The 23,978-nt window shown below is 70.1% G+C and carries 16 protein-coding genes and 1 pseudogene; 3 read left to right on the top strand and 14 right to left on the bottom strand.

All coding sequences use genetic code 11. The features are described 5' to 3' along the window. Positions 1 to 43 precede the first annotated feature (43 nt). Positions 44 to 193 carry a hypothetical protein gene (locus ACFZAU_RS39160; RefSeq protein WP_500556162.1) on the top strand — a complete coding sequence of 50 codons (150 nt, stop codon included), beginning with the start codon at positions 44 to 46 and terminating at the stop codon, positions 191 to 193. Between the two features lie 281 nt (positions 194 to 474). Here ACFZAU_RS39160 and ACFZAU_RS39165 read toward each other — a convergent pair whose 3' ends face one another. The 8 genes from ACFZAU_RS39165 to ACFZAU_RS39200 all read right to left on the bottom strand — a co-directional run bounded on the left by ACFZAU_RS39165 (position 475) and on the right by ACFZAU_RS39200 (position 10,278). Next, complete coding sequence (locus ACFZAU_RS39165; RefSeq protein WP_500556163.1) at positions 475 to 2,841, bottom strand: discoidin domain-containing protein; 2,367 nt, start codon at positions 2,839 to 2,841, stop codon at positions 475 to 477. Then, positions 2,838 to 3,998: a peptidylprolyl isomerase gene (locus ACFZAU_RS39170; RefSeq protein ID WP_500556164.1), complete on the bottom strand. Its 1,161-nt coding sequence runs from the start codon at positions 3,996 to 3,998 to the stop codon at positions 2,838 to 2,840. The genes ACFZAU_RS39165 and ACFZAU_RS39170 overlap by 4 nt, the downstream gene beginning before the upstream one ends. Further along, a complete protein-coding gene (locus tag ACFZAU_RS39175; RefSeq protein ID WP_500556165.1) occupies positions 3,995 to 5,419 on the bottom strand; it encodes an alpha-L-fucosidase in 1,425 nt (474 codons plus the stop codon). The genes ACFZAU_RS39170 and ACFZAU_RS39175 overlap by 4 nt, the downstream gene beginning before the upstream one ends. Then, complete coding sequence (locus ACFZAU_RS39180; RefSeq protein ID WP_500556166.1) at positions 5,416 to 5,595, bottom strand: DUF6903 family protein; 180 nt, start codon at positions 5,593 to 5,595, stop codon at positions 5,416 to 5,418. The genes ACFZAU_RS39175 and ACFZAU_RS39180 overlap by 4 nt, the downstream gene beginning before the upstream one ends. 40 nt (positions 5,596 to 5,635) lie before the next feature. Continuing rightward, on the bottom strand, positions 5,636 to 6,553 hold the full coding sequence (locus ACFZAU_RS39185) for a carbohydrate ABC transporter permease (protein ID WP_500556167.1): 918 nt from the start codon (positions 6,551 to 6,553) through the stop codon (positions 5,636 to 5,638). 23 nt (positions 6,554 to 6,576) lie between these two features. Further along, entirely contained in the window at positions 6,577 to 7,518 is a 942-nt protein-coding gene (locus ACFZAU_RS39190) for a carbohydrate ABC transporter permease (RefSeq protein WP_500556168.1), read from the bottom strand. Between the two features lie 152 nt (positions 7,519 to 7,670). After that, a complete protein-coding gene (locus ACFZAU_RS39195) occupies positions 7,671 to 8,996 on the bottom strand; it encodes a carbohydrate ABC transporter substrate-binding protein (RefSeq protein WP_500556169.1) in 1,326 nt (441 codons plus the stop codon). A gap of 265 nt (positions 8,997 to 9,261) precedes the next feature. Then, the gene (locus ACFZAU_RS39200; protein ID WP_500556170.1) at positions 9,262 to 10,278 is read right to left on the bottom strand and encodes a LacI family DNA-binding transcriptional regulator; all 1,017 of its coding nucleotides are present in this window, start codon (positions 10,276 to 10,278) and stop codon (positions 9,262 to 9,264) included. 50 nt (positions 10,279 to 10,328) lie between these two features. On the opposite strand from ACFZAU_RS39200, the gene ACFZAU_RS39205 reads away from it, so the two are divergent. Beyond that, on the top strand, positions 10,329 to 12,254 hold the full coding sequence (locus ACFZAU_RS39205) for a glycoside hydrolase family 35 protein (RefSeq protein WP_500556171.1): 1,926 nt from the start codon (positions 10,329 to 10,331) through the stop codon (positions 12,252 to 12,254). Between the two features lie 339 nt (positions 12,255 to 12,593). Here the strand turns inward: ACFZAU_RS39205 and ACFZAU_RS39210 are convergent, their stop codons facing one another. From ACFZAU_RS39210 to ACFZAU_RS39225, 4 genes and pseudogenes are all read right to left on the bottom strand, one after another. Beyond that, the gene (locus ACFZAU_RS39210; protein WP_500556172.1) at positions 12,594 to 14,000 is read right to left on the bottom strand and encodes an FAD-binding oxidoreductase; all 1,407 of its coding nucleotides are present in this window, start codon (positions 13,998 to 14,000) and stop codon (positions 12,594 to 12,596) included. A gap of 278 nt (positions 14,001 to 14,278) precedes the next feature. Continuing rightward, positions 14,279 to 15,033: pseudogene (locus tag ACFZAU_RS39215) on the bottom strand (ferredoxin reductase). Beyond that, entirely contained in the window at positions 15,003 to 15,602 is a 600-nt protein-coding gene (locus ACFZAU_RS39220; RefSeq protein WP_500556173.1) for a molybdopterin-dependent oxidoreductase, read from the bottom strand. Before ACFZAU_RS39220 ends, ACFZAU_RS39215 begins: the two are co-directional and overlap by 31 nt. Positions 15,603 to 15,758: 156 nt before the next feature. Next, positions 15,759 to 16,532: an SDR family NAD(P)-dependent oxidoreductase gene (locus ACFZAU_RS39225; protein ID WP_500556174.1), complete on the bottom strand. Its 774-nt coding sequence runs from the start codon at positions 16,530 to 16,532 to the stop codon at positions 15,759 to 15,761. A 424-nt stretch (positions 16,533 to 16,956) separates the two neighbouring features. On the opposite strand from ACFZAU_RS39225, the gene ACFZAU_RS39230 reads away from it, so the two are divergent. Beyond that, the gene (locus ACFZAU_RS39230) at positions 16,957 to 17,187 is read left to right on the top strand and encodes a hypothetical protein (protein ID WP_500556175.1); all 231 of its coding nucleotides are present in this window, start codon (positions 16,957 to 16,959) and stop codon (positions 17,185 to 17,187) included. A gap of 287 nt (positions 17,188 to 17,474) precedes the next feature. Here the strand turns inward: ACFZAU_RS39230 and ACFZAU_RS39235 are convergent, their stop codons facing one another. Next, a complete protein-coding gene (locus ACFZAU_RS39235; RefSeq protein ID WP_500556176.1) occupies positions 17,475 to 19,604 on the bottom strand; it encodes a serine/threonine-protein kinase in 2,130 nt (709 codons plus the stop codon). Positions 19,605 to 20,354: 750 nt separating this feature from the next. Continuing rightward, a complete protein-coding gene (locus ACFZAU_RS39240) occupies positions 20,355 to 23,978 on the bottom strand; it encodes a hypothetical protein (RefSeq protein WP_500556177.1) in 3,624 nt (1,207 codons plus the stop codon).

Below are 23,978 nucleotides of genomic sequence, written 5' to 3' on the forward strand. Positions count from 1 at the left end.
CGCACGACGGCGCAGCTCAAGCGGGTACTGGGAAGGACGTGCCATGACTCGATCCTCTCAAACAATCGAGTCCCCACCGAACCCGGAACGGTTCACAAACGGCCACCCCGTCTGGAAGCTGCGGGCCATCGGCCAAGGCTGGGCCGACGGCCTCGACGCACTCGCCCGCGACCACGGCGTCACCATCGCATAGCCGCCTCGAGACACACACGCCGATGTGTTGTGGCGACCATGGGCGGATTGTCTGTGCCGGTCCCCCGCAAGCTCGCATGGAAGCCGCGTCAGAAAGGGCAATCTCTCCGCTCGCCTGTGGCTGACCCCCACTGCGGCCGGGCAGGGGGCGGATATTCGAAGAGAGCGTGGAAACGTCCGAGAGGATCGAACACCCGCTGCCGACCCGCCCCGAGGCATCGACCATCACGATCAGGCCCGCCCGTCCGGTCCCGCGGGGTGACCGCGGGACCGGACGGGGGGTCAGGATGCCGAGCTGTAGGCCGAGATCTCGGTCAGCGTCGGCGAGTACTGCTCCGTGGCGATCTGGCCGGTGAAGGCCACCCGCAGCTTGGAGGTGGTGACCGAGCCGAAGCCGGTGACGGTCAGGTCGTGACCGATGCCGGTGTCGCGGCTCGCGAAGGTGACCCAGGTGCCGGTGGTGTCGTCCCAGCGCTGCAGGTCGAAGGACTGGACGCGGGGGTTGGTGCCCGAGTCGGTGTACTCGTCCAGGTAGACCTGGTCGAAAGTGGTCGCCGTGCCGAAGTCGACGTCGAGGGTGATCGGGTAGGCGGCGGCGTCAGCGGCGGCCCAGCGGGTGCTGAGGTTGCCGTCGGTCAGCTTCTCCGCGCCGAGGGTGCCGTTCGCCCCCGGGTGGGTGGAGCTGGCGGTGACCGTCTTGCCGAGGGCGAGGTCGACGCTGTCGGCCTCCTCCTCGATCGGGTCGTCGTCGACCGGGTGGGCGACCCGCTTCCCCTTGCGGGACTCGGCGATGCCGATGTCGGGCGCGTCACCGTAGTAGAGCTTGGTGCCGAGGAAGTCGGCCGCGCCCAGGTGGGCGTTGTAGCGGCCCGCGTCGATCAGGGGCGAGTTCTTCCTCAGCGAGAAATGCGCCGCCGCGGCACGGATCCTCGCGACGCCGGCACCGGTGACGTAGGTGTCCACGCTGCCCTTGAACTGCGGGTCCACGCGCAGGCCGTCGGGGTCGGCCGGCTCCTGGGTGGAGTGCCTTCCGCTCGCCTCGTAGTAGTCGTTGTTCGAGAACACGGCCTGGCGCAGCGCGCCGGTGCGGCGGTACCAGGTCGTCTCGTCGGTCTTCGACGTGTTGTAGAAGATGTTGTTGAGGAAGTAGACGCGGCTCAGGAACGTCTCGTCGTGTACGTAGTCGAGCTTGGAACCGTCGTACACGAAGGTGTTGTTGACGAAGTACGAGGGCTCGTAGTTCGACGACAGCATGTTCTTCACCAGGACGCCGTTGTCGTTGACGCTCAGGTTGTAACGCGCCACCGAGTTCGAGCTGTTGCCCATGTAGGCCATCCAGCCCGCCGCGTTGTCGTGCGAGTAGTTGTACTGGTAGGTGACGTTGAAGTTGGTGTACTCCAGGTCCCAGGGCGTGCCGTCGTACTCGTTGTCCGGGCCGCCGTACACCTCGTTGTACTGCATGGTCGAGTCGGCGCCCGCCCACAGGTACAGGCCGCAGGAGACCGCGTCGTAGCGCTCCAGGAAGCCGTTGACCTCGTTGTACTCGACCGTCATCCGCTCGGTGTCGGCGAGCTGGATGGCACCCTGGCCGATGCTCTCGGCGTAGTTGCGGCCGATGTATACGTCACGGCTGTACAGGTCGCGGGTACGCACCCACAGCTGCTCCCAGCCCTCGTGGAACTTCCCGCTGTCGTCGTACTGGCCCGCGGCGGCGCCGTCCGCGTTGAACCAGTTGAACCCGAACTGCACCGCGTGCAGCTCCACGTTGACGAACGTGTTGTTCTCGATCCGGACGTCCTTGAAGTAGTGGCCGCCGGTCGCGTAGTCCTTGTAGCTCTTGTTGCCGAAGACCTGGAAGTCCACCGCACCGTAGTGGATCTTCTGCCAGCTGCTCGGGCCGTCGAGGTCGTGGACGTGGACGTCCGAGATCCGGAAGTGGTCCATGATGCTGTCCTCGCCGGCCTTCAGCAGGTCGGCGTTGATCGACACCATGATTCCGTCGCGGACGTACGTGCCCGTGGTGATGTTCGTCGCGAAGTCGTCGTCGTTGGACAGCTCGACGTTGTTGATGTCCCAGTACTGCTGGTTGCGCAGCACGATGGCACCGGTGAGACCCACGGTGGCGGGGTTCTTGGTGCCGTCCGCGTTGAACGGCCTGGGGACGTTGCCGTTGGTCGCGATGTACGGGCGGCCGTCGTTCTTGTCACCGTAGGCCGAGATGGTGATCGGCTTGCCCGCGCTGCCGGAGCCCTTCGGCCACAGTTGCTCGTCCTGCCACTGCTCGCCGGCTTTCAGCAGGATGCGGTCGCCCGGCGTGAAGGTGGTCGCGTTCGCCTTGGCCAGGGTCTTCCAGGCGTGCCGCGCCGAGGTGCCGGACGCCGTGTCGTGTCCGTGCGTGGCGTCGATGTAGTAGTCGGTGCCGCCCGTCCTGTTGGGCGTGTTGCCCGGCCAGGACTTCGCGGTGGCGGCGGCCGTCGTCGCGGACTTCGCCGTGGCGGCCGGCTCCGCGACGGCGTACGCCGACGGCGCGAGCGAGCCCACGAGCAGCGCCGCGAGCAAGGAGGTGAGGCCCGTGCGGAGGGTCCGCCCGGTGATCCTGGGGCGCCGTACCTTCCTGTCCTCGGGCGGGCCGACGTCGGCAGGGCTCATTGGTGCACATCCTTCGCGTTGATGGCGGCCATCGCCGAGTGGTCGACGCGCAGCGAGGCATCGTCGGCCCGGCGCTGGAGGTATCTGTCGTACTTCGTCTCGACCAGCGACTGGCGGATCCGCGACGCGTAGTCGCCGAACGCCTTTTCGCCGTCGGTCTTCTTGCTGTCGAGCTGGTAGTAGGTGATCTGTCCGCCGCCCTTGCCGGGCTCGGAGATCTCGCCCGGCTTCAGGTCGCCGAGCACGGACCTCAGGTTCTGGTCGTGGGTGTTCATGCTGGTGGGGCCGTCACCGCCGTACGTGCCGGTGGTGACCTGGGCGTCCGCCACCCCGCTCACGTCCGAGAGGTCGCCTGCGGCTTTCACCCGCCGCGCGAGCTTCGCGTCGAAGTCCGCGCCCGCCTTCCCCGGGACCTGCACCACGAGCTGCGTGTACGTGTAGGTGGTGGCGTTGGCGTTCCAGGAGTCCGGGTCGTCGTCGTACGCCTTGCGGACCTCGGCGTCGGTGACGTGCAGCGGGTCGCCCGGGCTCTTGCTCAGCCTGTCCTTGAGGCCGGTGGCGAGCTCGGTCAGCCGGTGGCCGTAGTACTCGTCCAGGGAGTAGTCCGTGACGCCGTACACGGTCCGGCCAGCGGCGACGGCCTCGGCCCGGGAGGTGTTCTCGGCGGTGCGCTCGGCTTGAAGGTCGGCGAAGTCGACGGAGCCGACGAGGCCCTGCTGCTGCGCGAGCAGCAACGTGGTCTTGTCCTCGCGGATCTCGGCGAGCGCCCGCGTCTCCAGGCGCTGCAGCGCGGTGCGATTTCCGGCCTTGGCGTTCCAGAAGAACGAGGTCTTCAGGCCTGAGTATGTGTTGCGCAGCTCGTTCTGCACCGTCGGCGCGAGCCGATCCATGTGGAAGAGGATCTCCTCCCGGGTGACGGGGTGGCCGTCCAGCGAGGCGACCTCGTCGCCGTGGCCCTGCCCTCCGAACGCGGTGACCGTGCCGGCGACCAGCGCGGCGACCGCCAGGCAGGCGGCGCCGGACACGGCGGCCACCCGCCGTGACAGCCGTCCGCGGCCCGCCGTCGTGCGCGGGGGCGCGACCGGCCGCCGGGCGGCGGAGGCCTTGCGCGCGCCGGGCTTGCGCGAACCGCCCGGCCGGCGGCCGTTCGCGCTCACGAGGACGCCCCGATCGCCGCCACCCGGGCGAGGACCGGGGTGTCCCGGGCCGCCGTGATCTGCAAGGCGATGGTGTCCACCTCGGTGGGCGGGAAGGTGAGGATGCGCTGGTAGCCGACGGCGCCGGTCTCGGCGAGCGTCGTCCAGACGCCGTCCAGGGCTCCCCGGACAACGACGTGTTCGACGCGCTGGCCCTGGGTGATGTCCTCGCCGAGGACGACCGCCTCGACCGGGCGGGGGGCGGCGAAGGCGAGCGTCACGCAGGGACGGGGGTCGTCCTCGCCGGCGCGCCAGGGGGACGTGGCCCGGCCGGGCCAGACGGCGGCGATGTCGCCCGGGGTGCCGGAGCTGACGGTGGCGGTGGCGTCGATCCGGCGGGCGCGGAAGTCGGCGATCCGCCGGCCCAGTCCCTCCAGGGCGTCCACGTCCGCCTGGTGGAGCCGGCCGTCGGCGGCCGGGGGCACGTTGAGCAGGAAGCAGGAGTTGCCGCCGACCGAGCGGAGGTAGAGCGTGAACAGCTCGTCCACCGACCGGACCTGGGCGTCCTCGGCCTCGTGGTGGAACCAGCCGGGCCGGATCGAGGTGTTGACCTCGGCCGGGAACCAGACGAGGTCGTCCTCGTGCCCGGCGAGCACCGCCCGGCTGCCGAGGTCTTGGTCGTCGCTGCGCACCAGCCGGGCGAAGGTGCCGTCGTCGGCCTGCTGCGAGCGGGACGCGGTCCGCTCGGCGTCCTGGAGGGCGCGCGGTACGACGCTCCACTCGTCGGCGCGGGTCTCGCCGGCCTCGTTGCCGCACCAGCGGACGTCGGGTCCGCAGACGTTGATGACCGCGTCCGGCTGGAGCTCGCGGACCACCGCGTAGTACCGCTCCCAGTCGTAGGTCTGGCGCTTGCCGTTGGGGCCCTCGCCGTTGGCGCCGTCGAGCCACACGGAGAACACCGGGCCGTAGCGGGTGAGGAGTTCGGTGAGCTGGGCGACGTAGAGGTCGTCGTAGCCGGTGCCGGAGCCGTAGGAGGCCTCGGTGCGGTCCCAGGGAGAGAGGTAGACGCCGAACTTCAGACCGTGCCGGCGGGCGGCGTCGGCCACCTCGGCGACCACGTCGCCCTTGCCGTCCTTCCACGGGGACGCCGCTACCGAGTACGCGGTGGCCTCGCTCGGCCACATGCAGAAGCCGTCGTGGTGCTTGCAGGTGAGGATCACACCGGTCATCCCGGCCGCCTTCAGCGCCCGCACCCACTGGTCGGCGTCCAGGTCGTCCGGGTCGAACAGGGCCGGGTCGTCGCCTCCCTCGCCCCATTCGCGGCCGGTCATGGTGTTCATACCGAAGTGGATGAAGCCGTAGAACTCCATTTCCTGCCAGGCGAGTTGTCGCTCGCTCGGCCGGACGGCGGCCAGCGTCCGCGCGGACGCCGCGGCGGTCACCGGAACGCCCGGTTGTACGAGGCGAGCAGGGCGAGCAGTCCGCCCAGCGCGACGAGCATCACCGCGAGGTGGCCCCAGCCGACCGTCGTCCGCTCCACCACCACGAGCGCCACCAGGGCCGCAGCGATCAGGGTGCGCACGACGACGAGCAGGCCGGCGCGCGTCGAGTCCTTCATCTCGGTTCGTTTCCTTCCGTCTTGGGTCCGTGTGGGGATCTCAGCCCTTGACTCCGCCGGACGCCATCCCCTCGATAAGCCGCCTCTGGATGAGCGCGTAGACGAGCAGCACGGGCACGATGACGATGACCATCCCGGCGTACAGACGGCCGTAGTCGGCCGCCGCCTTCTGTGCGGTGAACAGGTTGAGCAGGCCGACCTGGACGGTCTTGCCCTCGCCGGGCAGCAGGGTCAGCGAGATGATGAAGTCGTTCCAGTAGGCGAGGAAGTTGAAGAGGATCACGGTGGTCACCGCCGGGCGGGCCATCGGCAGCATGATCGTGGTCATGATCCGGAAGCGGGACGCCCCGTCCAGACCCGCGGCTTCCTCGTACTCGACCGGGATGGACCGGAAGTACGCGGTCAGCAGGTAGATGGTGAACGGGATCGAGGTGGCCGCGTACACCAGCGACAGCACGGTGGGGTTGTCGAGGAAGAAGCCGTCGGGGAAGACGTCGACCAGCGCCTTGTCCCAGTCGACCAGCATCAGGAAGATCGGCACGACGATGTAGTTGACGTTCACGAACAACCCGCCGAGCAGGACTGTCTCGACGGCGCCCTTGCCCGGGAAGTCGTAGCGGGCGATGACGTAGGCCGCCGGCACCGACACCGCGAGCACGAAGACCAGGCCGAGCACGGTGACGAACACCGAGGTCAGGAAGTACGCGCCGAGGTGGGCGTCGGTGAACGCGTCGGCGTAGTTCTGCCAGCGCAGGCCCTCGGGAAGCGTCCAGGGGCTGCCGAAGAACTCGCTCTTCGCCTTCAGCGAGGCCGTCAGCACCCAGGCGACCGGTACGGCGATCGCCAGCGCGAGGGCGGTGACCAGGGTGTAGGTGAGCGCGCGGCCGGTGCGGGCGCGGCCGGCACCGGAACGGGCGGAGCCGGCGGAGTCCGCGCCGGAGCCGGGAGAGTCGATCATGGTCATGGTGTGGGGTTCCGTCCTCAGAACTGGAGGGGCTCGCGCCGCGTCGCGCGGCTCACCAGCAGCGACACGAGGAACGAGAACGCGAAGATGACGACACCGATGGCCATGCCATAGCCGTAGGACGAGTTGGTGTACGCCTGCTTGTACATGTAGCTGAGCAGCACCTCGGAGGAGCTGTCCGGGCCGCCGCCGGTCATCGCGCGGACCAGCACGAAGCTGAGGTTGACCGCGCTCATCACGAAGAAGGTCAGCGAGGTCCGCAGGTTCTGCCAGATCAGCGGCAGGGTGAGGGAGAAGAACTGCCGCACGGCGGAGGCGCCGTCGAGGGAGCTCGCCTCGTACAGTTCCTCGGGGATGCTCGCCATGGACGACATGTAGAGGACCATGTAGTAGCCCAGCGACTGCCAGACCATGGCCATCCCGACCGAGTAGAGCACCAGCTTCTGGTCGCCCAGCCAGACCTGCTGCCAGGTGTCCAGGGACACCGCCCGCAGGGTGCCGTTCAGCAGGCCGTTGTTCTGGTCGTAGACGGCGGAGAAGATCGCCGCGATCACGACCACGGAGAGGATGTTGGGGACGTAGAGGACGAACCGGAGGAGGTTGCTGCCCCGCAGCTTCTGCCGGGTCATGATCGCGGCGAGGAGCAGGGCCATGCCCATGGTCACCACGGTCACCACGACCAGCAGGGTGATGGTGTTCTGGAAGGCCCGCACGAACTGCTGGTCGTCCAGCAGACGGCTGAAGTTGTCCAGCCCCACGAACCTCATGTCCGGGGAGAAACCGCTCCAGGTGTAGAGCGACATCCGGAACACGTTCACGGTCGGGTAGACCATGAAGACCGCGAACAGCACCAGCGCGGGAAGCAGGCAGGCCAGCACGAAGCGGGTGTCGCCCCGCTGGCGGGTCCGGGCGGGGGCACCCGGCCGGGTGCGGCGGAAGGTCGTCCCGGTCTTCCTCACGGGGCGGGCCGCCGCTTCTTGGGGTGGGGTGGAGAAGGTCGTCACCGTGCCGGTCCTCCGGTCGTACGAAGTGGTACTGGCGAACCCGGAGGTTCACCGGATGGGGAAGGCTCCGGCGGCGGCCCGGCCGGACCACGCCGCCGCCGGGCCGGTCAGTTGCCCGCCTGGCGCAGCTTCTCGCTGGCCTCGTCCAGCGCCGCCTGCCACTTGGCCTCGGTGGTGTCGCCGCTGATGATGCTGTTGGCGGTGTCGAACAGGGTCGACTTGATGTCGACGCCCTCGACCGGGTTCGTCGAGGCGAAGCCGCCGACCAGCGCGGAGACCGACGTGTCGTCGTAGAGCGAGTAGAACGCGGTGCTCTCACCGGTCAGGCTGTCCGAGAGGCCCTTGACGGGCTGGATCGCGTTCGACTTGGCGAAGATCTTCGCGGCCTCGTCCGAGTACAGGAAGGCGATGAACTCCTGCGCCGCGTCCTTGTTCTTGGCGGCGCTGGGCACCCAGACCGACTCGACCGAGGTCGTCAGGTAGCGGGTGTCACCCTCGTTCACCGAGGGCAGCGGGGTCAGGCCCCACGCGAAGCCGTCCGAACGGGGCGCGTCGGCCATCTCGCCGGTGATCCAGGTGCCGTTCGGCATGAACAGCGCCTTGTTGTCGAGGATCGACTGCTGGTTCTTGGTGAAGTCCTGCTCGTTGGCGTAGCCGACGGTCGACTTCTCGGCGTAGCCGAGCAGCTTGGTGGTGATGTCGAGGACCTGCTTGGCCTTCGCCGTCTTCCAGATGCCCTGCTTGTACGTCATGACGTCCTGGTAGAACTGCTCCCCGCCGACGTCGGCGAGCAGGGCGTAGAAGTACGAGTCGAGGTAGCCGGCGGTCGGATAGGTGAAGAGGGCGATGCCCTCCTTCTTCGCCTTGTCGCCGAGCGCGAACATCTCGTCCCAGGTGGTCGGGACGTCCCAGCCCTTCTCCTTGAACAGGCCCTTGTCGTAGAAGAGGCCGGTCGGGGAGTAGTACATCGGCATCAGGTACGTCTTGTCCGTGCCGTACGGGTTGGTGTTGAGGTTGCCGACGATGCCGTCGGTCAGCTTCTCGCCCACCGTCTGCGTCCCGCCGGGGACCTTGGTGTCCAGGACCGGGGTGAGGTCCTCCAGCGCCTTGTCCTTGATCAGGGTCTCGGTGAGACCGGCCTTGCGGCCCTGGCCGAGCACGACGACGTCCGGGTACTTGCCGGCCTTCATGTTCGGCGTGATCTCGTCCTCGATGCTCTTCGAGATCTGGAGCTGGACGTCGACGTCCGGGTGCGAGGACTCGTAGGCCTCGATGACCTGGTGGTACATGTCCTTGCCGTAGCCGCCCTCGAGAGCGGCGACCTTGAGGGTCGTCCTGCCCGAGCCGGAGTCCGAGCCACCGGCGGACGAACAGCCGACGAGCAGCGAGAGCGCCATGACCGTGGTGCCGGCGAAGGCGAACGATCTCCTCATTTGGGGGTCCTTCCCATGGACGTACGCCCACCTGACTTGAGCGGCGGTGCGGGCCCGTCACGGACCCCGTCCGGGGCCCCTCCGCATCGCGGGCACCACGCCACCGCACCCCGGATCCGGTGGACGTACGACCCGGCGTTGTTACGGTGGCACCGATAACATGCTGGGTACCATGGCACCGATCACATGACGGGCGCAAGGGGTTGGATGCCGTCGGATCAGCTCACAGCGGATACCCGGCTCGTGGGCGCCGCACGGGCGCCCTTCAGAGGGCGCGCGGCGGCGCCGTGGAGGCCCGCACGGAGAGCGTGGGGGTACCCACGGCCTCCTCAGGACCCGCGTCCGGGTCCAGCAACAGCCGTACAGCCGCGGCGCCGTAGCCGAAGAAGTCCTGCCGTACGGCCGTCAGCGGCGGTGCGCAGAACGCGGCCAGGGCGATGTCGTCGACGCTCACGATGGACACGTCCTCCGGCACGGACCGGCCCCGCTCGCGCAGCGCCTTGATCACCCCGAAGGCCATCTCGTCGCTGGCCACGAAGACCGCCGTGACCTCGGGAATCATGGCGATGATCTGCCCCTGCCGGTAACCGGAGGCGGGCGACCAGTCGCCCTCCAGCGCTGGCGGGGCCTCGATCCCGGCCTGCTCCAGGCACCCCTGCCAGCCCTCCCGGCGCTGCCGTGCCTCGATCCACTCGTCCGGCCCGGAGACATGCCAGACCTGACGGTGCCCCAGGTCGAGGAGGTGCTGGGTGGCGATCCGGCCGGCCTCGCGCTGGTCGATGCCGAGCACCCGGGCACCCGCGGTCCGCGACCCGTCCAGGGTGACGGTCGGGATGTCCCGGGTGATCTCCTCCATCTTGCGGGTCACCGAGATCAGCGGCACCGCGATCACGAAGCCGTCGACGTTCTGGTCGGCGAGCTTGGCCAGGGAACGCTCCATGAGGCCCACGTCCAGGGCGGAGATCGTCGCGATGCTCACCGCGTACCCGGCCTCACCGGCAGCCGACTCCACACCGGCGGTCACCGCCGACCGCGAGTAGTACCCGCCGGAGGCCAGCAGGACCAGGCCGATGGTGTGGCTGCGGCCGGACGACAGGGTCCGCGCGGCGGTGTTGAAGCGGTAGCCGATCTGCTCCACGGCGGCCAGGACCCGCCGGGACGTCTCGGGATTGACGTTCGGTGAGCCTCGCAGGACCCGCGAGACGGTCTGCGCCGACACTCCGGCGATCCTGGCCACGTCGGCCATGCTCGGCTGCCGCGGCCGCGAGGCGTCCTCGTTCATGGTGTTCCCTCCCCCGATCGGTTCGGAGGACCTTAGCAGGCTTGTTATCGATGTCATCGATAACATACGCTCCCCCGGTGAACGAGTCGCCCACGACGAACATCGGCCCGCCGCGGCGCCCGGCCGAAGCCGCCGAGACCGCCCTCGCCGCGCCCTCGGGAGCGGCGGCGACGGCCGCCTCTCCCGCACTTCTGTCCTGGCGAGACGGCCGCCTGTACCGCGACGGCATCCCCCACCGCATCCTGTCCGGGGCGCTGCACTACTTCCGGGTCCACCCCGATCTCTGGCGCGACCGCGTCCGCCGGATCGCCGACCTCGGGATGAACGCCGTCGACACCTATGTGGCCTGGAACTTCCACCAGCCCCGGGAGGACCGCGCGCCGCGCTTCGACGGCTGGCGGGACCTGGAGCGGTTCATCCGCACGGTGGGAGAGGAAGGCCTGGACGTCGTGGTCCGGCCCGGTCCCTACATCTGCGCCGAGTGGTCCAACGGCGGCCTGCCCAGCTGGCTGACCGGCAAGGACCTCGCGATCCGCAGCTCGGACCCGGAGTTCACCTCGGCCGTCGCCGGCTGGTTCGGCGACCTGGTCCCGCGCCTGGCCGCGTTGCAGGCGTCCCGGGGCGGACCGGTCGTCGCCGTTCAAGTGGAGAACGAGTTCGGCTCCTACGGCGACGACCACGCCTACCTGCGCTGGAACCGCCAGGCCCTCACCGAACACGGCATCACGGAACTGCTGTTCACCGCCGACGGCCCCACCGAACTGATGCTGGACGGCGGCACGCTCCCCGGCACCCTCACCGCCGCCACCCTGGGCTCCAAGCCCAAGGATGCCCGCGAGCTGCTGACCAGCCGCCGGCCCCAGGAGCCCTTCGTCGTCGCCGAGTTCTGGAACGGCTGGTTCGACCACTGGGGCAAACGGCACCACGTCCGCAGCGTCGACAGCGCCGTCCACACCCTGAGCGGCATCCTCGACGACCACGGCAGCGTCAGCATCTACATGGCGCACGGCGGCACCAACTTCGGTCTGTGGGCCGGCGCCAACGAGACCGAGGGCCGACTCGAGCCCGTGGTCACCAGTTATGACTCCGACGCGCCGATCGCCGAGGACGGTCGCTTCACGCCGAAGTTCCACGCCATGCGCGAGGTCCTGGGCGCGACCGGGCCGCTGCGTTCCCCCGAGCGGCTTCCCGTCCTCCCGCCGGCCCGGGTCGCGCTGGTGCGCCGGGCCGGCCTGCTCGACGGCCTCGACGCCGCGCTCCGCGCCGTACCGGTGGAGACCTCGGCCGCGCCCCGGCCCGCCACCTTCGAGCGACTCGGCCTGGAGGCGGGCCTGGTGCGCTGCACCGCCCGCCCGCGCATCCCCGCCGGCGAACACCGGCTGGTCTTCACCGACGTCCGCGACCGCGCCCTGGTCTTCGCCGACGGCGTCCACCTCGGCGTTGCCGACGCGGACTCCCCCGAGCTGAAGATCACCGGTACCGGGGAGACCGTCCGTCTCGACGTCCTGGTCGAGAGCCTCGGCAGGGTCAACTACGGTCCGAACGTGGGCCGCCCGAAGGGGCTGCTCGGTCCCGTCCTGGTCGACCGGCGCATGGTCCAGGGCTGGGAGAGCACGCCGGTGGCACTGCCCGAGTGGTCCGAGCGGGAGCTGTCGGCGGCACTGGACGCGGGCGCCGGCTCGGCCACCGGTACGGATGCCGGGTTCGCCGTCGCCGAGTTCCAAGCCGACACGTCCGCCGACACCTTCCTGGCGCTGCCGGGATCGGTGCACGGACTGGTCTGGGTGAACGGCTTCCTGCTCGGCCGCCACTGGGACATCGGCCCCCAGGTCACCCTGTACTGCCCGGCGCCGCTGCTGCACGCGGGGGTCAACACCGTCACCGTCCTCGAACTCGAGGGCCTCGGGGACACCCTGGAACTCCGGGACGAACCCGAACTGGGCCCGACCGAGGAGTACGTCGAAGAGTTCGACTGACCGGGCCTGGCGTCCTCTCCGCTCCCCCGGCCGCGCCCGCGCTCCCGCCTCCCGCACGAACCCGTCCGGGTCGGTGAACGGGCCGGCAAGGGAGGGGAACGCCGGAGATTGACAGCCGGTGCCCTCGGAAGCGACGTCGGCGTCGTTGGTGAGGCGGCCGGTGCAGGCACGGCTTTGGCCAGTACATGGTGCACACCCCGAGCGGGCGGCACTGCGGCACTACGTCCGCGCCGCGCACGGGAGTCTGCTGAGCAGCGTGCGACGACGATGTGACGGCCGGGTCGCCGGGCCCCCTGGGGCCGGACGGATGAGTCCGGCCCCGCGGGGCTCCGTCCCTCGTCAGCCGGGCAAGATGTTGTGGTTCACCCGGAACGTGTTGTCCGGGTCGTAGGCCTTCTTTGTGGCGGTCAGGCGCCGGAAGTGGTCGGTGCCGTAGGCCGCTTCCAGTTGTTCGGGGTTGGTTGCCTCTTCGGTGGAGAGGAAGTTGACCATTCTGCGGTCGTCCGCCCAGGGCTCCATCGCTTTCATGACCTCGTCGAGTGCGCCGCGGAGGAACCCGGCCTGGTCGGGGCCGCCCACGCCGAAGCCGAAGAGGACGAAGGGAAGGCCGCGGGTGGAGACGGCGTTGGGCACTGCGGGCTGCCGGTCGAGTGCGCCGCCGAGCATGCGGATCTCGACGCTCGCCAGCGGGGAGTCCGACCCGGGACCGAGCAGTTCGACCAGTGCGTCGGCGGCCTCGGCGGGGAACGCGCGCAGCATGGTTGTGCGGTCGTAGTAGGGCATGGGCGTCGGGGGGTCCAGGTGGATGGCGCCCATGGCTGTGTAGGGCATCTCGCCGACGGTGTCGAGGAGTGTGGGGGCGGCCGCGCGCAGGGGTGCGATCAGCCGTGCGCCCTCGGCCGCAGGACCGAGGAAGGCGAAGCGCACGTGGACCACGTACGCGCCGCGCAGTGGTTCCGGCAACTCGGGCAGCGGGGGCAGGCGTTGTACGGCCAGTGAGGAGGACATCTCCTCCGGCATGTCGGACTGCCAGGTGCGCCAGGTGTGCAGGACGTTGGCGAGGTGTTCGCCGGGGAAGTGGATGCCGCCGCCGTAGAAGCGGGTCAGTGGGAACAGGTCGAATTCCAGCGCGGTGACGACGCCGAAGTTGCCCTTGCCTCCGAGCAGGGCCCAGAACAGTTCGGGGTCGGTGTCGGGCGTGACGTGCCGCGACGCGCCGTCGGCGGTGACCACGTCCAGTGAGCGGACGTGGTCCGCCGCGTATCCGAGGCTGCGGCCGAGGACGGGGCTGAGTCCGCCCCCCAGGGTGTAGCCGGTCACACCGACCAGCGGCGCCGAGCCGCTCACCGGGGCGAGGCCGACGGCGGCGGCCTGGTCGATCACCTCCTGCCAGATCACGCCGGCCTCGACCCGTGCGCGTCGCCGGTCGGCGTCGATGGTGATGCCCTTCATGCGCCGGGTGCTGATCAGTACCCCGCCCCGGGCGGGGCCGACCTGCTGGTGGCCCGTGGTCTTCACCGTCACGGGCCGGCCGTGGCGGGCCGCGAAGGAGACCGCCGCCCGCACGTCGGACGCGTCGGCGGCACCGACCGCGAGCGCCGGCTCCAGGGAGAGGTTCAGGTTGTAGATCTCGCATTCCGCGGCGTAGCCCTCGTCGCCGGGCAGCAGGACAGGGCCGCTCACCAGCGATGCGAGTTCGGCCGCCTCCGCGGCCGACACGGGTCTGAAGCGGTCGTCAAAAATCATGATGTCCTCGTGGATTGTGCCGCGGGGTCCCTGGGCGGTCGCCCGTGAGTGATCCCGCGCGTGCGAATCGGTGGTGCATTGGCGCCGGCAGGGCCGTGCGCCTGATGGGCAGGCGATGGACTTTTATATTACCAATGCAATCTATAAGCCCTTGGAGTACCCCGACGCCGGTCCAGTGCCGGCCGGCGCCCCGGGCAGCGGGCCGGCGCTCGTCGCGGCGGTCACGTCAACGACTGAGACTCAGGCAGAGGCCCTGCCAGCGCCTTTCGGACGCCGTCTCAACCTCCACTGTCACCGAAGCGCTCGGTACGTACCCGCTCCGGCGCATGCCCCAGGAGCACCAGGTAGGCAGCCGCCTTCTCGACGAACCCGGTGGGCCCGCAGACGTAGCAGGTCGGCTCGAAGTCGGGGGGCCAGCCGCCGCGGACCAAGTCCTCGGGGGTGATGCGCCCCGGCGGACGCCGTGATTCTTCCGGGGCTTCCCTGCTGTAGAGGTACGTCGTATCCAGCCCCGGCGCCCCCTGGTGGAGCTCCGAGCCGTACAGAACGTCCGACGGGGTCCGCGCCGCGTAGAGCAACCTGAAGGGGGTCCGGCTGCCGGCCGCCTTCCGCGCGCGGATCATGCACATGAGAGGCACGAGTCCTGATCCGCCCGCCACCAGCAGAACCGGCTCCGTCTGCTGCTGCCTCCAGACGAACCAGCCGCCGACAGGCCCGCGCAGCTCCAGGCCGTCCCCAGGCACGAGCTCGTCCACGAGGTAGGGCGACACTTCCCCTCCGGGCGTGCGCTGGACCGTCAGGTCGAGGGTCCGGCCGTTGGAGGCCGAGGCGATCGAGTAACTGCGCTGGGTGCTGTAGCCGTCTTCCGCGGTCAGCCTGACGTCCACATGCTGGCCGGCCGGTGCCCGGGCCAGTCCGGCACGTCCAGCGTCAGGGTGACGGCCGTCGCCGACTCCACGCGCCGACCCGTCACCTCGGCGGTCCGCCACCGGAGCCGGTCGCCTAGTCTCCCTGGTACCGCTGCTCTCGCCATGGGTCTCCGTAGTTGTGGTACCCGGCGCTCTCCCAGAAGCCGGGCACGTCGCTTCGCCGCAACTGGATCTCACGGACCCACTTCGCGGACTTCCACAGGTACAGGTGCGGGACCAGCAGCCGGGCGGGGCCACCGTGTTCCGGCGCCAGGTCCTCGCCTCCGTAGCCATAGACGATCCATGCCTTGCCGTCGACCAGGTCGGCGAGGGGGATGTTCGTGGTGTAACCCCCGTACGAGCCGACGAGGACGTGCTCCGCGGCCGTCTCCACGTCCGCGAGCAGAACGTCCAGCGACACGCCTCGCCACTGGGTGCCGAACTTCGACCACTTCGTCACACAGTGCAGGTCGACCGTCGGGGACGCCGCCGGGAGTGCCATCAGGCCCGCCCAGTCCCACACGTGCTGCTTGTCGGCCTCCGTGGTCACGGACAGCTTCCAGTCGTCCCGCCGGATGCGGGGAGTGGGCCCGGCGGACAGCACCGGGAAGCCGGTCGTCTCGTACTGCCCGGGCGGCAGCTTCGTGCCGGCCGGCGGCCTTCGGCCGTGGAAGCCACGCGAGATGAACGCCATGTTCGTCGTCCTTGTTCGTCCGATGTGAGCCCTGCGGGCCTCTTCGGAGGTGAGCGCCCGCCGGAGGCGACTTCTTACCTGTGCCAGCGCGGCGAAAGGTGCCCCGCCCGGGGTGGGTGCTGGGTAGCTGCCCCGGGCGGGGCGTGAGAGATGCCGCTAGTTGCGGCCCGCCATGACTCCGCCATCGACGTTGAGGATGGCGCCCGTGGTCCAGCTCGAGGCGTCCGAAAGGAGGAAGACGATCGCCGAGGCCACATCCTGCGGCGTGCCGACCCGGCCGAGCGGGTGCAGGCCGCTCAGCTGCTCCAGCGCATCGTCCAACTGGTCCTCGGGAAAGACCTTCTCGAACAGGGGCGTCCTGGTGACAGCGGGAGCCACGGCGTTCACGCGGATGCCCTCGCTGGCGAGTTCGATGGCCAGGTTGTGCGTAAGGGCGTGCAGGCCGGCCTTGGCCATCGAATAGGCCGATGACGGTGTCACCGCGAGGGCCTGGTGCGCCCACATGCTGCCCACGTTCACGATGGCGCCGCCCTGACCGCCGGCGACCATGGCCCGGACGACGGTCTGCGTCAGGAAGAACGTCGCCCTGTTGAGGTCGTGGTACGAGTCGTAGTGCTCGACCTCGTAGTCGAGGAAGAGCTTGGGCAGGAAGAACCCCGCCGAGTTGACGAGGAGGGTGGCATCGGGGTGGTCCTCCGCCAACTGCTTCTGCGCCTCGACGACCTGGTCCCAGTCGGCCAGGTCGGCCTCGATCGACCATGCGCTGCCGGAGCGCGACAGGCTAGCGACGGCGTCGTTGAGCTTCCGACCCGGGCGGCCGACGATCACCGCACTGCCGCCCCCCGCGATCACATCCTCGGCGGCCTTGAGGCCCATGCCGCTGGCGCCACCGATCACGACGAGCTTCTTACCTTCGAAGTCCGTGGCCATACGAAATCACTCTCCACACTGAGCGGCGAACACCTCTTGCACGTGTGCTTGCCTGTGTGCACTCGAGCCTGCCACCGCAGGATCTACAGCAGCTCTACGAGTCATCTACGGCGCCATTCGCAGCGGCCTCGCCGTCCGTCCGGCGAATAGGAGGTGCGTGGACCCGTCCTACGGTCAGCGGGATCCGACCAAGGTTCTCGACGTAAAGGACGCACGCGACGGCTCTCGACGAGCCTGCCTTTGAAACAGATGAGAAATTGCATGGGATTTCATGAGAGGCAGTGTCATGCGGTGATCGAACGACGCCGGAGCGTGAGGATCAATGCATGCCCGGGCGAACGGTCCGGGCAGTACCGGGACCCTCGGCTCCCGGTTCGCACGGAAAGGCCTGAACATGATTAATGGGTTGAAGAGGGCTGCGGCGATGAGCGCGGCGACAGTGGCCCTGGCCTCGGGCATGGTCCTCGGCACCGTCGGGAGCGCGTCAGCCGCTCCGCAGGACCACCGGCCGCCGAAAGCGTCGCACCACTGCGTGAAGACGGCGGGCCACTGGGCACGGCAGTGGCACCCGGGCTTCCGGGACCGGCACCACCGCTGGCACCCCGGCCACTGGACCCGTACCTGGCTCCCCGCCCACAAGCAGTGCCACCGCTGACCCCGTAGCCGGCACCGGCACCGCCCCCGAACCGGCCCCGACACGCCCTCAAGGGGCGCGCCGGGGCCGGTTCGTCGCGTCGCATCCGCCCCCTCCCGGTCCGGGCCAGCCTGCCCGAGGGGTGGAGGACGGTCAGCGGCAGCGCCGTCGCGGGGCAACCGGAGGCAACCTCAGCGGCTGGGCCCGCCGCCGCTACAGGCAGCGACTGCTCGACGGCCATGCTCCTGCTGTCGACGGCGGCCATGCCAGGACCCGAAGTTGCCGGGTTGGACGGCCCGCGCAGCGATCTACTGGCCTGTGGGTGTGAGCATGATCCGGTGCTCCGGGAAGCCGCGGTCCCAAGTCACCGGTCCGGCGACGAACTCGCCCATTTCCGGGTTCAGAAGACCGGTGGAGAGTGAGACTTTCGGGCGGAAGACGAGGGTGCCGCCTTCGTGCCAGCCTTCGGGCACGTCGAAGACGACGCTGTGGCTGTACAGGGAAGGCACTTCGGACTCTGTCCAATCGATGGTGTCCGCCCCCCTGGGCTGGTAGGTCTTGCCGCCGGAGTGCAGGGTGAAGCTCTTGCCGTAGTGGACTTGGCCGGACAGCGACATCCTGCTCCTGTCGTACTCGTTACGCAGCTGCTCCGTTGTCGCAAACCCCGTGTACACCTCGGCCCATCGGAGCATGAGCCACCAGCGCCCCGGCCGGGCCCAGCCCCCGGGCCGCACCCACGGGCCCACGTAGGCTTCGGTCTCGGCGAAGCGCACGCCCATCCGCACAAGACGGCTGTTCACGAGTGATACCTGTGCGATGGCCTCGTAGTCCTCCGCAGTGACCCTGAGCTTCGGCAGCGGCCTGTAGTAAGCGGCCACAGCGTCGCCACCGCGTTCCCCGGTGCGCCGGTCCATGCTCGGGGTGCGGCCCTCGTCGGTGACACGCAGCGTCACCGGTGCGCCCTTGGGCACGCTGAGAGCGAGCGTGGCGGGTCCTACCGTCTCGTTGTCCAGTCCGGACGGATAGGTGCTGACGAGACGTGCGCGGCCGCCGGTTTCCACAGTGAGGGAGACCTTCTTCTGCGACGTCTCGGTCAGGCCCCTTCGCCAGGGCGTCGCATCCTCGACCTCGGCGAAGGTGACGACGACGAACTCCTGACCTTCCGCCGCATGCCGAGCCTTGTACAGCCTCAGAGCCGCTGCACCCAGCTCGGAGAGTTCCTCCGTCAAGGCGATACCCCGCACGCGCAGGGAGAAATGCGGGCCGATCAAAGTCCCGTCCCGCACAGACGCCGGCAGATTCATCATCAAGGCCCGCTGCACGCCGCCGTACCAGTTCGCTTCCACTCGGGACGGACGGAGGATCTTGTAGGCAACGGTCCCCGCACCCGCGGCAACGGTGCCTATAGCGGTCCACGCGAGCGCACCCGTGATCAGGTGGCGTCGTGAAACCATCGGGTGCTGCGGGGCGATTGCCGCTTGCTGGTGGGCGCGCACGGCGGCCGCTAGTTGCGCAGGCAGCCAGTCTGTCACCGGCGGACCGCCACGGCCGGCGTCGTCCGCCGCGGCCGGAGCCGGGCCGGCGACGGCGGCCAGAGGGACCAGCAGGTCGGTGAGCGGAGGCCGGTCAGCCGGCTCCACGGCCAAGCAGCCGGCAGCTATTTCCCGAAGCGGCGGTACGAGACCTTCCAGGTCTGGTTCCTCGTCCTCCACCCGGCGGGCGAGCTCATGACGGGATCCCTCGCCGAAGACCGGGTCACCAGTCGCGGCGAAAACCAGCACGGCCCCCAGACGGAACACGTCACTCGCCGCCTGGGAACGGTTCCCGAAGAGCTGCTCCGGCGCCATGAACTCCGGGGATTCCACCAGCACCCCACGCTCCGCCAAGGCGCTGGCCTCCGCGGCCGGTACCAGCCCGGCATCGACCAGCCGCGGACCGTCGGTGGTCATCATCACGGTGGACGGCTTCAAGCCCCCGTGAACAACACCTGCGGCGTGCAGGACCTGCAAGGCCCGGACCAGGCCCACTCCCAGAGCTGCCACCGACTCCGGCGGCAGCACTCCGTACTCGGCCACCGCCTCCGCCAAGGACAGCCCCGCGACAAAGACACTGGCCAGCCACGGCCGCTCGGCCTCCGCGTCCACGTCCACCATCACCGCGGTAAAGGTGGCGTCCGTGACCCCCCGTAAGCCGGCGGCACCCTCCGCGAAACGGCTCCGGAAGGCCTCGTCCGCCGCGAACTCGCGGTTCACGACCCTGACCGCCACCGCCGCCTCGCCGCCGGCGATCGGCCCAGGTGCGCCTTGCCGATCCGCCCACCGCCCAGCCTGGCGAGCAGCTCGTACGGCCCCATCCGGCTCGGGTCCCTCCCCGCCCGCAGCGCCTCCATCCAAGGTCCTCCCTCCGCGTCGTACCGTTTCCCCCGGGGCTGTTGCCACGGGTCACCTCCCCGGATGGGGTAAGTGCGCCTCCGTTTCCTAGGCATGTGGAGTGACGGGCCCGGCCGGCAGCCACGGCCTGGACCGTGCGATGGCCGTGGCGGGGATCGGCCAGATCACCCGCCTGATCAGCTTCGCCGGCCGGTGCCTTTCCAGCCGCGGGTACCGCAGCCCGGAAACCTGCACGGCACCCAGGTCCAGCAGGTGCAACTCCGCGCAGAAGCCTGACGCATGTTCATTGCGCCGCGTATGGGGGAACAGTGTCTCGGTCGTCTGGCTGCGCCTGTAGGCAAACCGCTCCCCCACCGGTAACCGGCTCGTCCGGAACTCTGCCACCATCCCCGTGTCATCCCCCGTTGACATGTGTCACCGCGGACGGTGTCGTGACAGTCGCCCGAACAAACCCCCGCGCACCTCGCTCCGATGATTCCCAGCCCGACCGGACGCATAGCCAGGTTCGAGCAACTTCTGAGCGATCGCCGCCCCGATGCCGGGCGATGACGCTTCCCGTCACCGAGGCTGCCGGCACTGCGACGGCTGATGGTGACCGCTTCGTGCGCCTTGGCCACCTTCACCGGGCCGATCGGGGAGGCGCCGTTGGTGTCGGTGTCCTCGTCCCAGACGACGACGGCGTCGCCCGAGGCGAACGTCGCGACGCCAGGGTTGCTTGTGGCTCGGCTCGGATCATTTCTTACCCGTCACGGCAAAAGACCGTGCACTACGAGGATCCGGGAAAGCGCATGCACGGCATCAGCCGAGAGCCACAGTTGTCCGCCGTTCTGTACGCAGGCCGTCGGGCGCGACGACGGCGACCGCGACGAGGAGCGGTGCGCCGGTGCGCACCAGCAGTTCGTACATGTAGGGCGACTGGTCATTGGTGCGCGCCACCTGGATCGGGGCCCTGGTGAGGAACGGGCGGTCCGGGACCACGGTGGGCACATCGGGCAGCGGCACCGTGAGGCTCATCGGACGCGGCAGCGGCAGCAGCGGGCCGTTGGGAACCCGTCGGGGGGTGGCCATCACGGTGAGTACGTGCGGACCGGCGCCTCCGTCGACGACGGGGGCGTCGCTGCGCAACCGGAGAAACACGCCGCGGCCCGCGAGCTCGAAGGCTTCGAGGATGTCAAGGGTCGGCGGCGTGCCGAGCGGTCCGGGCGGCACCTGGACGGCTTCGACGGTGACCCGACCCAAGGGGTCGGCCAACCGCAGGGTCACCCGCACCGGATCGGTCACCGCGGACCGGCGGAACCACACGGCCAGCGGCATACGACCGGATGCGCGCGGACCGCGGACGAGCACGGGGCCGTTGTCCGCGCCGGCGGGCCGCGCAGCCGGATCCGCGAGGGGCAGCCCGTCGAGCGGGCTCTCCAGGCGTGGGAACAGCTCGGTGCCCGCGGACTCGACGGACACGCTGAGCAGGTGCGGGCCGAGCGGTGTCGGGGACGAGGGCGCAGTGGTGTTGGTGGAGACGACGATGCCCGTGCCGTCCCAGTCGTCGGTGACGATGGCACTCACGTCGGGTGGCACGGAGGGCGGCAGCTGGACGGGCACCATCGCCGAGCCGGGTGAGGGCGTGCCCACAACGGCGTCGACCGGCACCCCGCGGCGGGGGACGGCGACCGCGCGCACGAGCCAGGGCTCCCACGACTCCGGGAGCGTGCCGCTCCATGTGCTCGTGTAGCACGGCCCGCCTGTCGGCGTTTGCGGGTCCGCCGTCACCTTCGTCGCCTCGATGTCGGCGAACGGGGGCCCCATGGTCTGCGCCGATTGGGCAGCGAAAGGCGAACGGGTGCGGAAGAGCAGGAAGGAATCGACGGGTACGGCCGAGGTACTGGCCACCTCCAACCGGACCCCCGTCGCCGCGCCGACCGGGCCGTACGAAGGCGTCACCGTGGGTGCCGCAGGCGCGAGGATGCGCGGGGCCATGAACGCCCTCAGGTGGGTGTGGTCGGACGGCCAGGGCGATTCCACGTTGGCGGGACTGACCGCGGTGACCCCGAAGAGGTGGATGTCGGTGGAGCCGCGCGGCAGCGTCAGGTCGGCCTCGCGTGCCGCGGCACCGGCCTCGCGCACCCTGCGGAACAGTGCCCGTCTTTGGGAGCCCGCAAGACCGTCATACACCGTCCGCAACGCCGCCAGCCGGGCACCCGGTACGGTGCCGTCGGCAGCGCGTGGGCTGAGTCCGGCCGCGGAACGAAGCGCCGTCTCCGCGACCTCGTACACCACGAACCGCGACACCTCGCCGGCCGGCGTAGCCCAGGCCACCCGCACGTGGCTGTGGCCGTCCGCGTCCGGTGAGCTCCCCACGGGGACGCCGGGTAGCGGCGGCGGTGGCGGCAGCATCGGTGGCACTGGTGAGGCGGCGTAGGCCCGTGCCGGCCCCAGGTTGGGAGAGAACGGGCCTGGCCCGCCCAGCACCGCGATGTCCTCGCGGGCCCACAGGGCGACGCCCCAGTGCTGGTTCGACCCGAAGTCGAGTTGCGGGACGGTGGCGGTGATCCGGTAGCGGCGGGCGTCGTCGGACTGCGCCGGCCCGGCGGGGACCTCCACCTCACCTTCGGGGTCCAGGCAGGAAACCGTCACCCCCGAGGAGGGCACGGGGGTGTCCCCCGAGAACGGAAGGGACACGTCGAGCCGCAGGCACCCCGCGGGCGGCGGGCCGGTGGGTGTGACCCCCGGCGGCGGTTCGGCACTGGTGGAGGGCGCCGGGAACAGCACCGCGAACACGTCGAGCCGGGTGGGGGTACGGGTGCTCCAGTCGAGGGCGAGGTGCACTTCCAACGTGGCGGAACAAAGGGGTGAGCCCTTGTACGCCGTGTCCAGGCGTACTGCGAGGACCCGCGGTGAGGGCGCGACCGGCTCGTCTCCGGCGTAGCGCGTGTCCTCCCACCGGGACCACACACCGAAGACGTCCTGGACGGCGACCGCGTAGCCGGCCGAGCGTCCGCCGCTGCCGATCGGGATCGGCGCCGCGATGTCGACCTGGACGTCGTGGTCGGCCGGCGGGACACCGGGCGCAGACGACGCCCGGGTGGGAACCGGGGTGTGCCGGCCGCCGGAGTCCCGCTTGTCGGTCATCGGCTCGGCCTGCGTGCCGCCGGTCGTGGCGTACCGGGCCAGCGCGACGCCGCTGGGCCGGCCGAGCAGCGCGCTGGACTCCACATGGTCCCAGCGCAGCCGAACGGTCTCGCGCCAGGGCTCGTCCCGGGCGGCCGGGCGCACGAGGCCCTCTCGTGCGGCCGACAGTCCGGTGACCGCAGCGGTGTCGCCGTGCCGGCTGGGCCAGGGCACCACCGCCGCGTAGGTCGCGGGGCCGCCCTCGGGCGTGTCCGGGTAGTCGGCGGTGACCATGAAGTCCTGCCCGGCGAACTGTTCCCGCTCGTCCAGCGGATACGCGGTGCCGAACCCGGTGGCCAGGGCGAGGAACGGGTCGGTGGTGGCGGCGACCAGCAGCGCGCCCAGCAGGGGCGTCGTGGCCTGTGAGGGCTGCCTGGAAGCTCGGCCGTCCTGCTCGGGAGGTGGCACGGTCAGGGTGGGTTGGAGGGCCGCTTGTTGGAAGGGCGGCAGCCCTGGGGCGTAGAGCGGCTCGATCTGTGGGAGCAGCACGGTGCGCACCTCGCCTACCAGGCTCGCCGGGTCGGGCGGCTCCCATTCGGGCGCGATGCGGGCGGCTTCGGTCAGCGGCCACCAGCCGATCGGCGGGCCGCCGCGCCGCAGGCGTTCCACGGCGGCGTCGGCCGGGTCGCGGGGAGCGCCGAGGAAACCTTGCGGTCCCGCGTCGTACGTGGTGGCGCCCCATCGGCCCGCGTCCACCGGCAGTCCTACCCGCTCCACTTCGACCCAGCCGTCGTCGTCGATCACATCGCGCAGGTGGTCCACCTGTACGTCAGGGTCGCGGCCGTTGACGAGCAGCGCGTGGGTCATGCCGCCGGTGCGGAGGCTGAGGGAGACCCCCTCGCCGACCGTGGGGTTGGCCGCCACGACACCCACGGCCGCCAGCGGGCCGACCGGACCACGGAACCCCCATAGCGCCACGGCGCGCGCCGAGTCCACGGCCGTGCACTCGACCTCCACCGTGACCGCGCTGTGCCCATCCCACTGCAGCAGCACACCGAGCGGGTGACTGGTCGCGGTGACTGTCACGTCGGCGGGGCGCCGCTGCGGCTTGCGCGCCCAGACGCGGAATGGGCCGGGCGGTGCGCCGAGCACGTCGGAGCAGGCCCACCGAAGGTGGACCTCGGCGAAGCGACCTTTGAGACGCTCCCGGTCGGCCGGCCGGTCGAACTGTTGGAGGTGTCGTCTGGCGATCTGGGGCCAGGGGGCGACGACGCCTTCGGCGCGGAAACGGGACACGCTGGCGATCCGGCCCGCCAT

It is taken from the genome of Streptomyces sp. NPDC008238 (genome assembly GCF_042956445.1).
GTDB lineage: Bacteria > Actinomycetota > Actinomycetes > Streptomycetales > Streptomycetaceae > Actinacidiphila.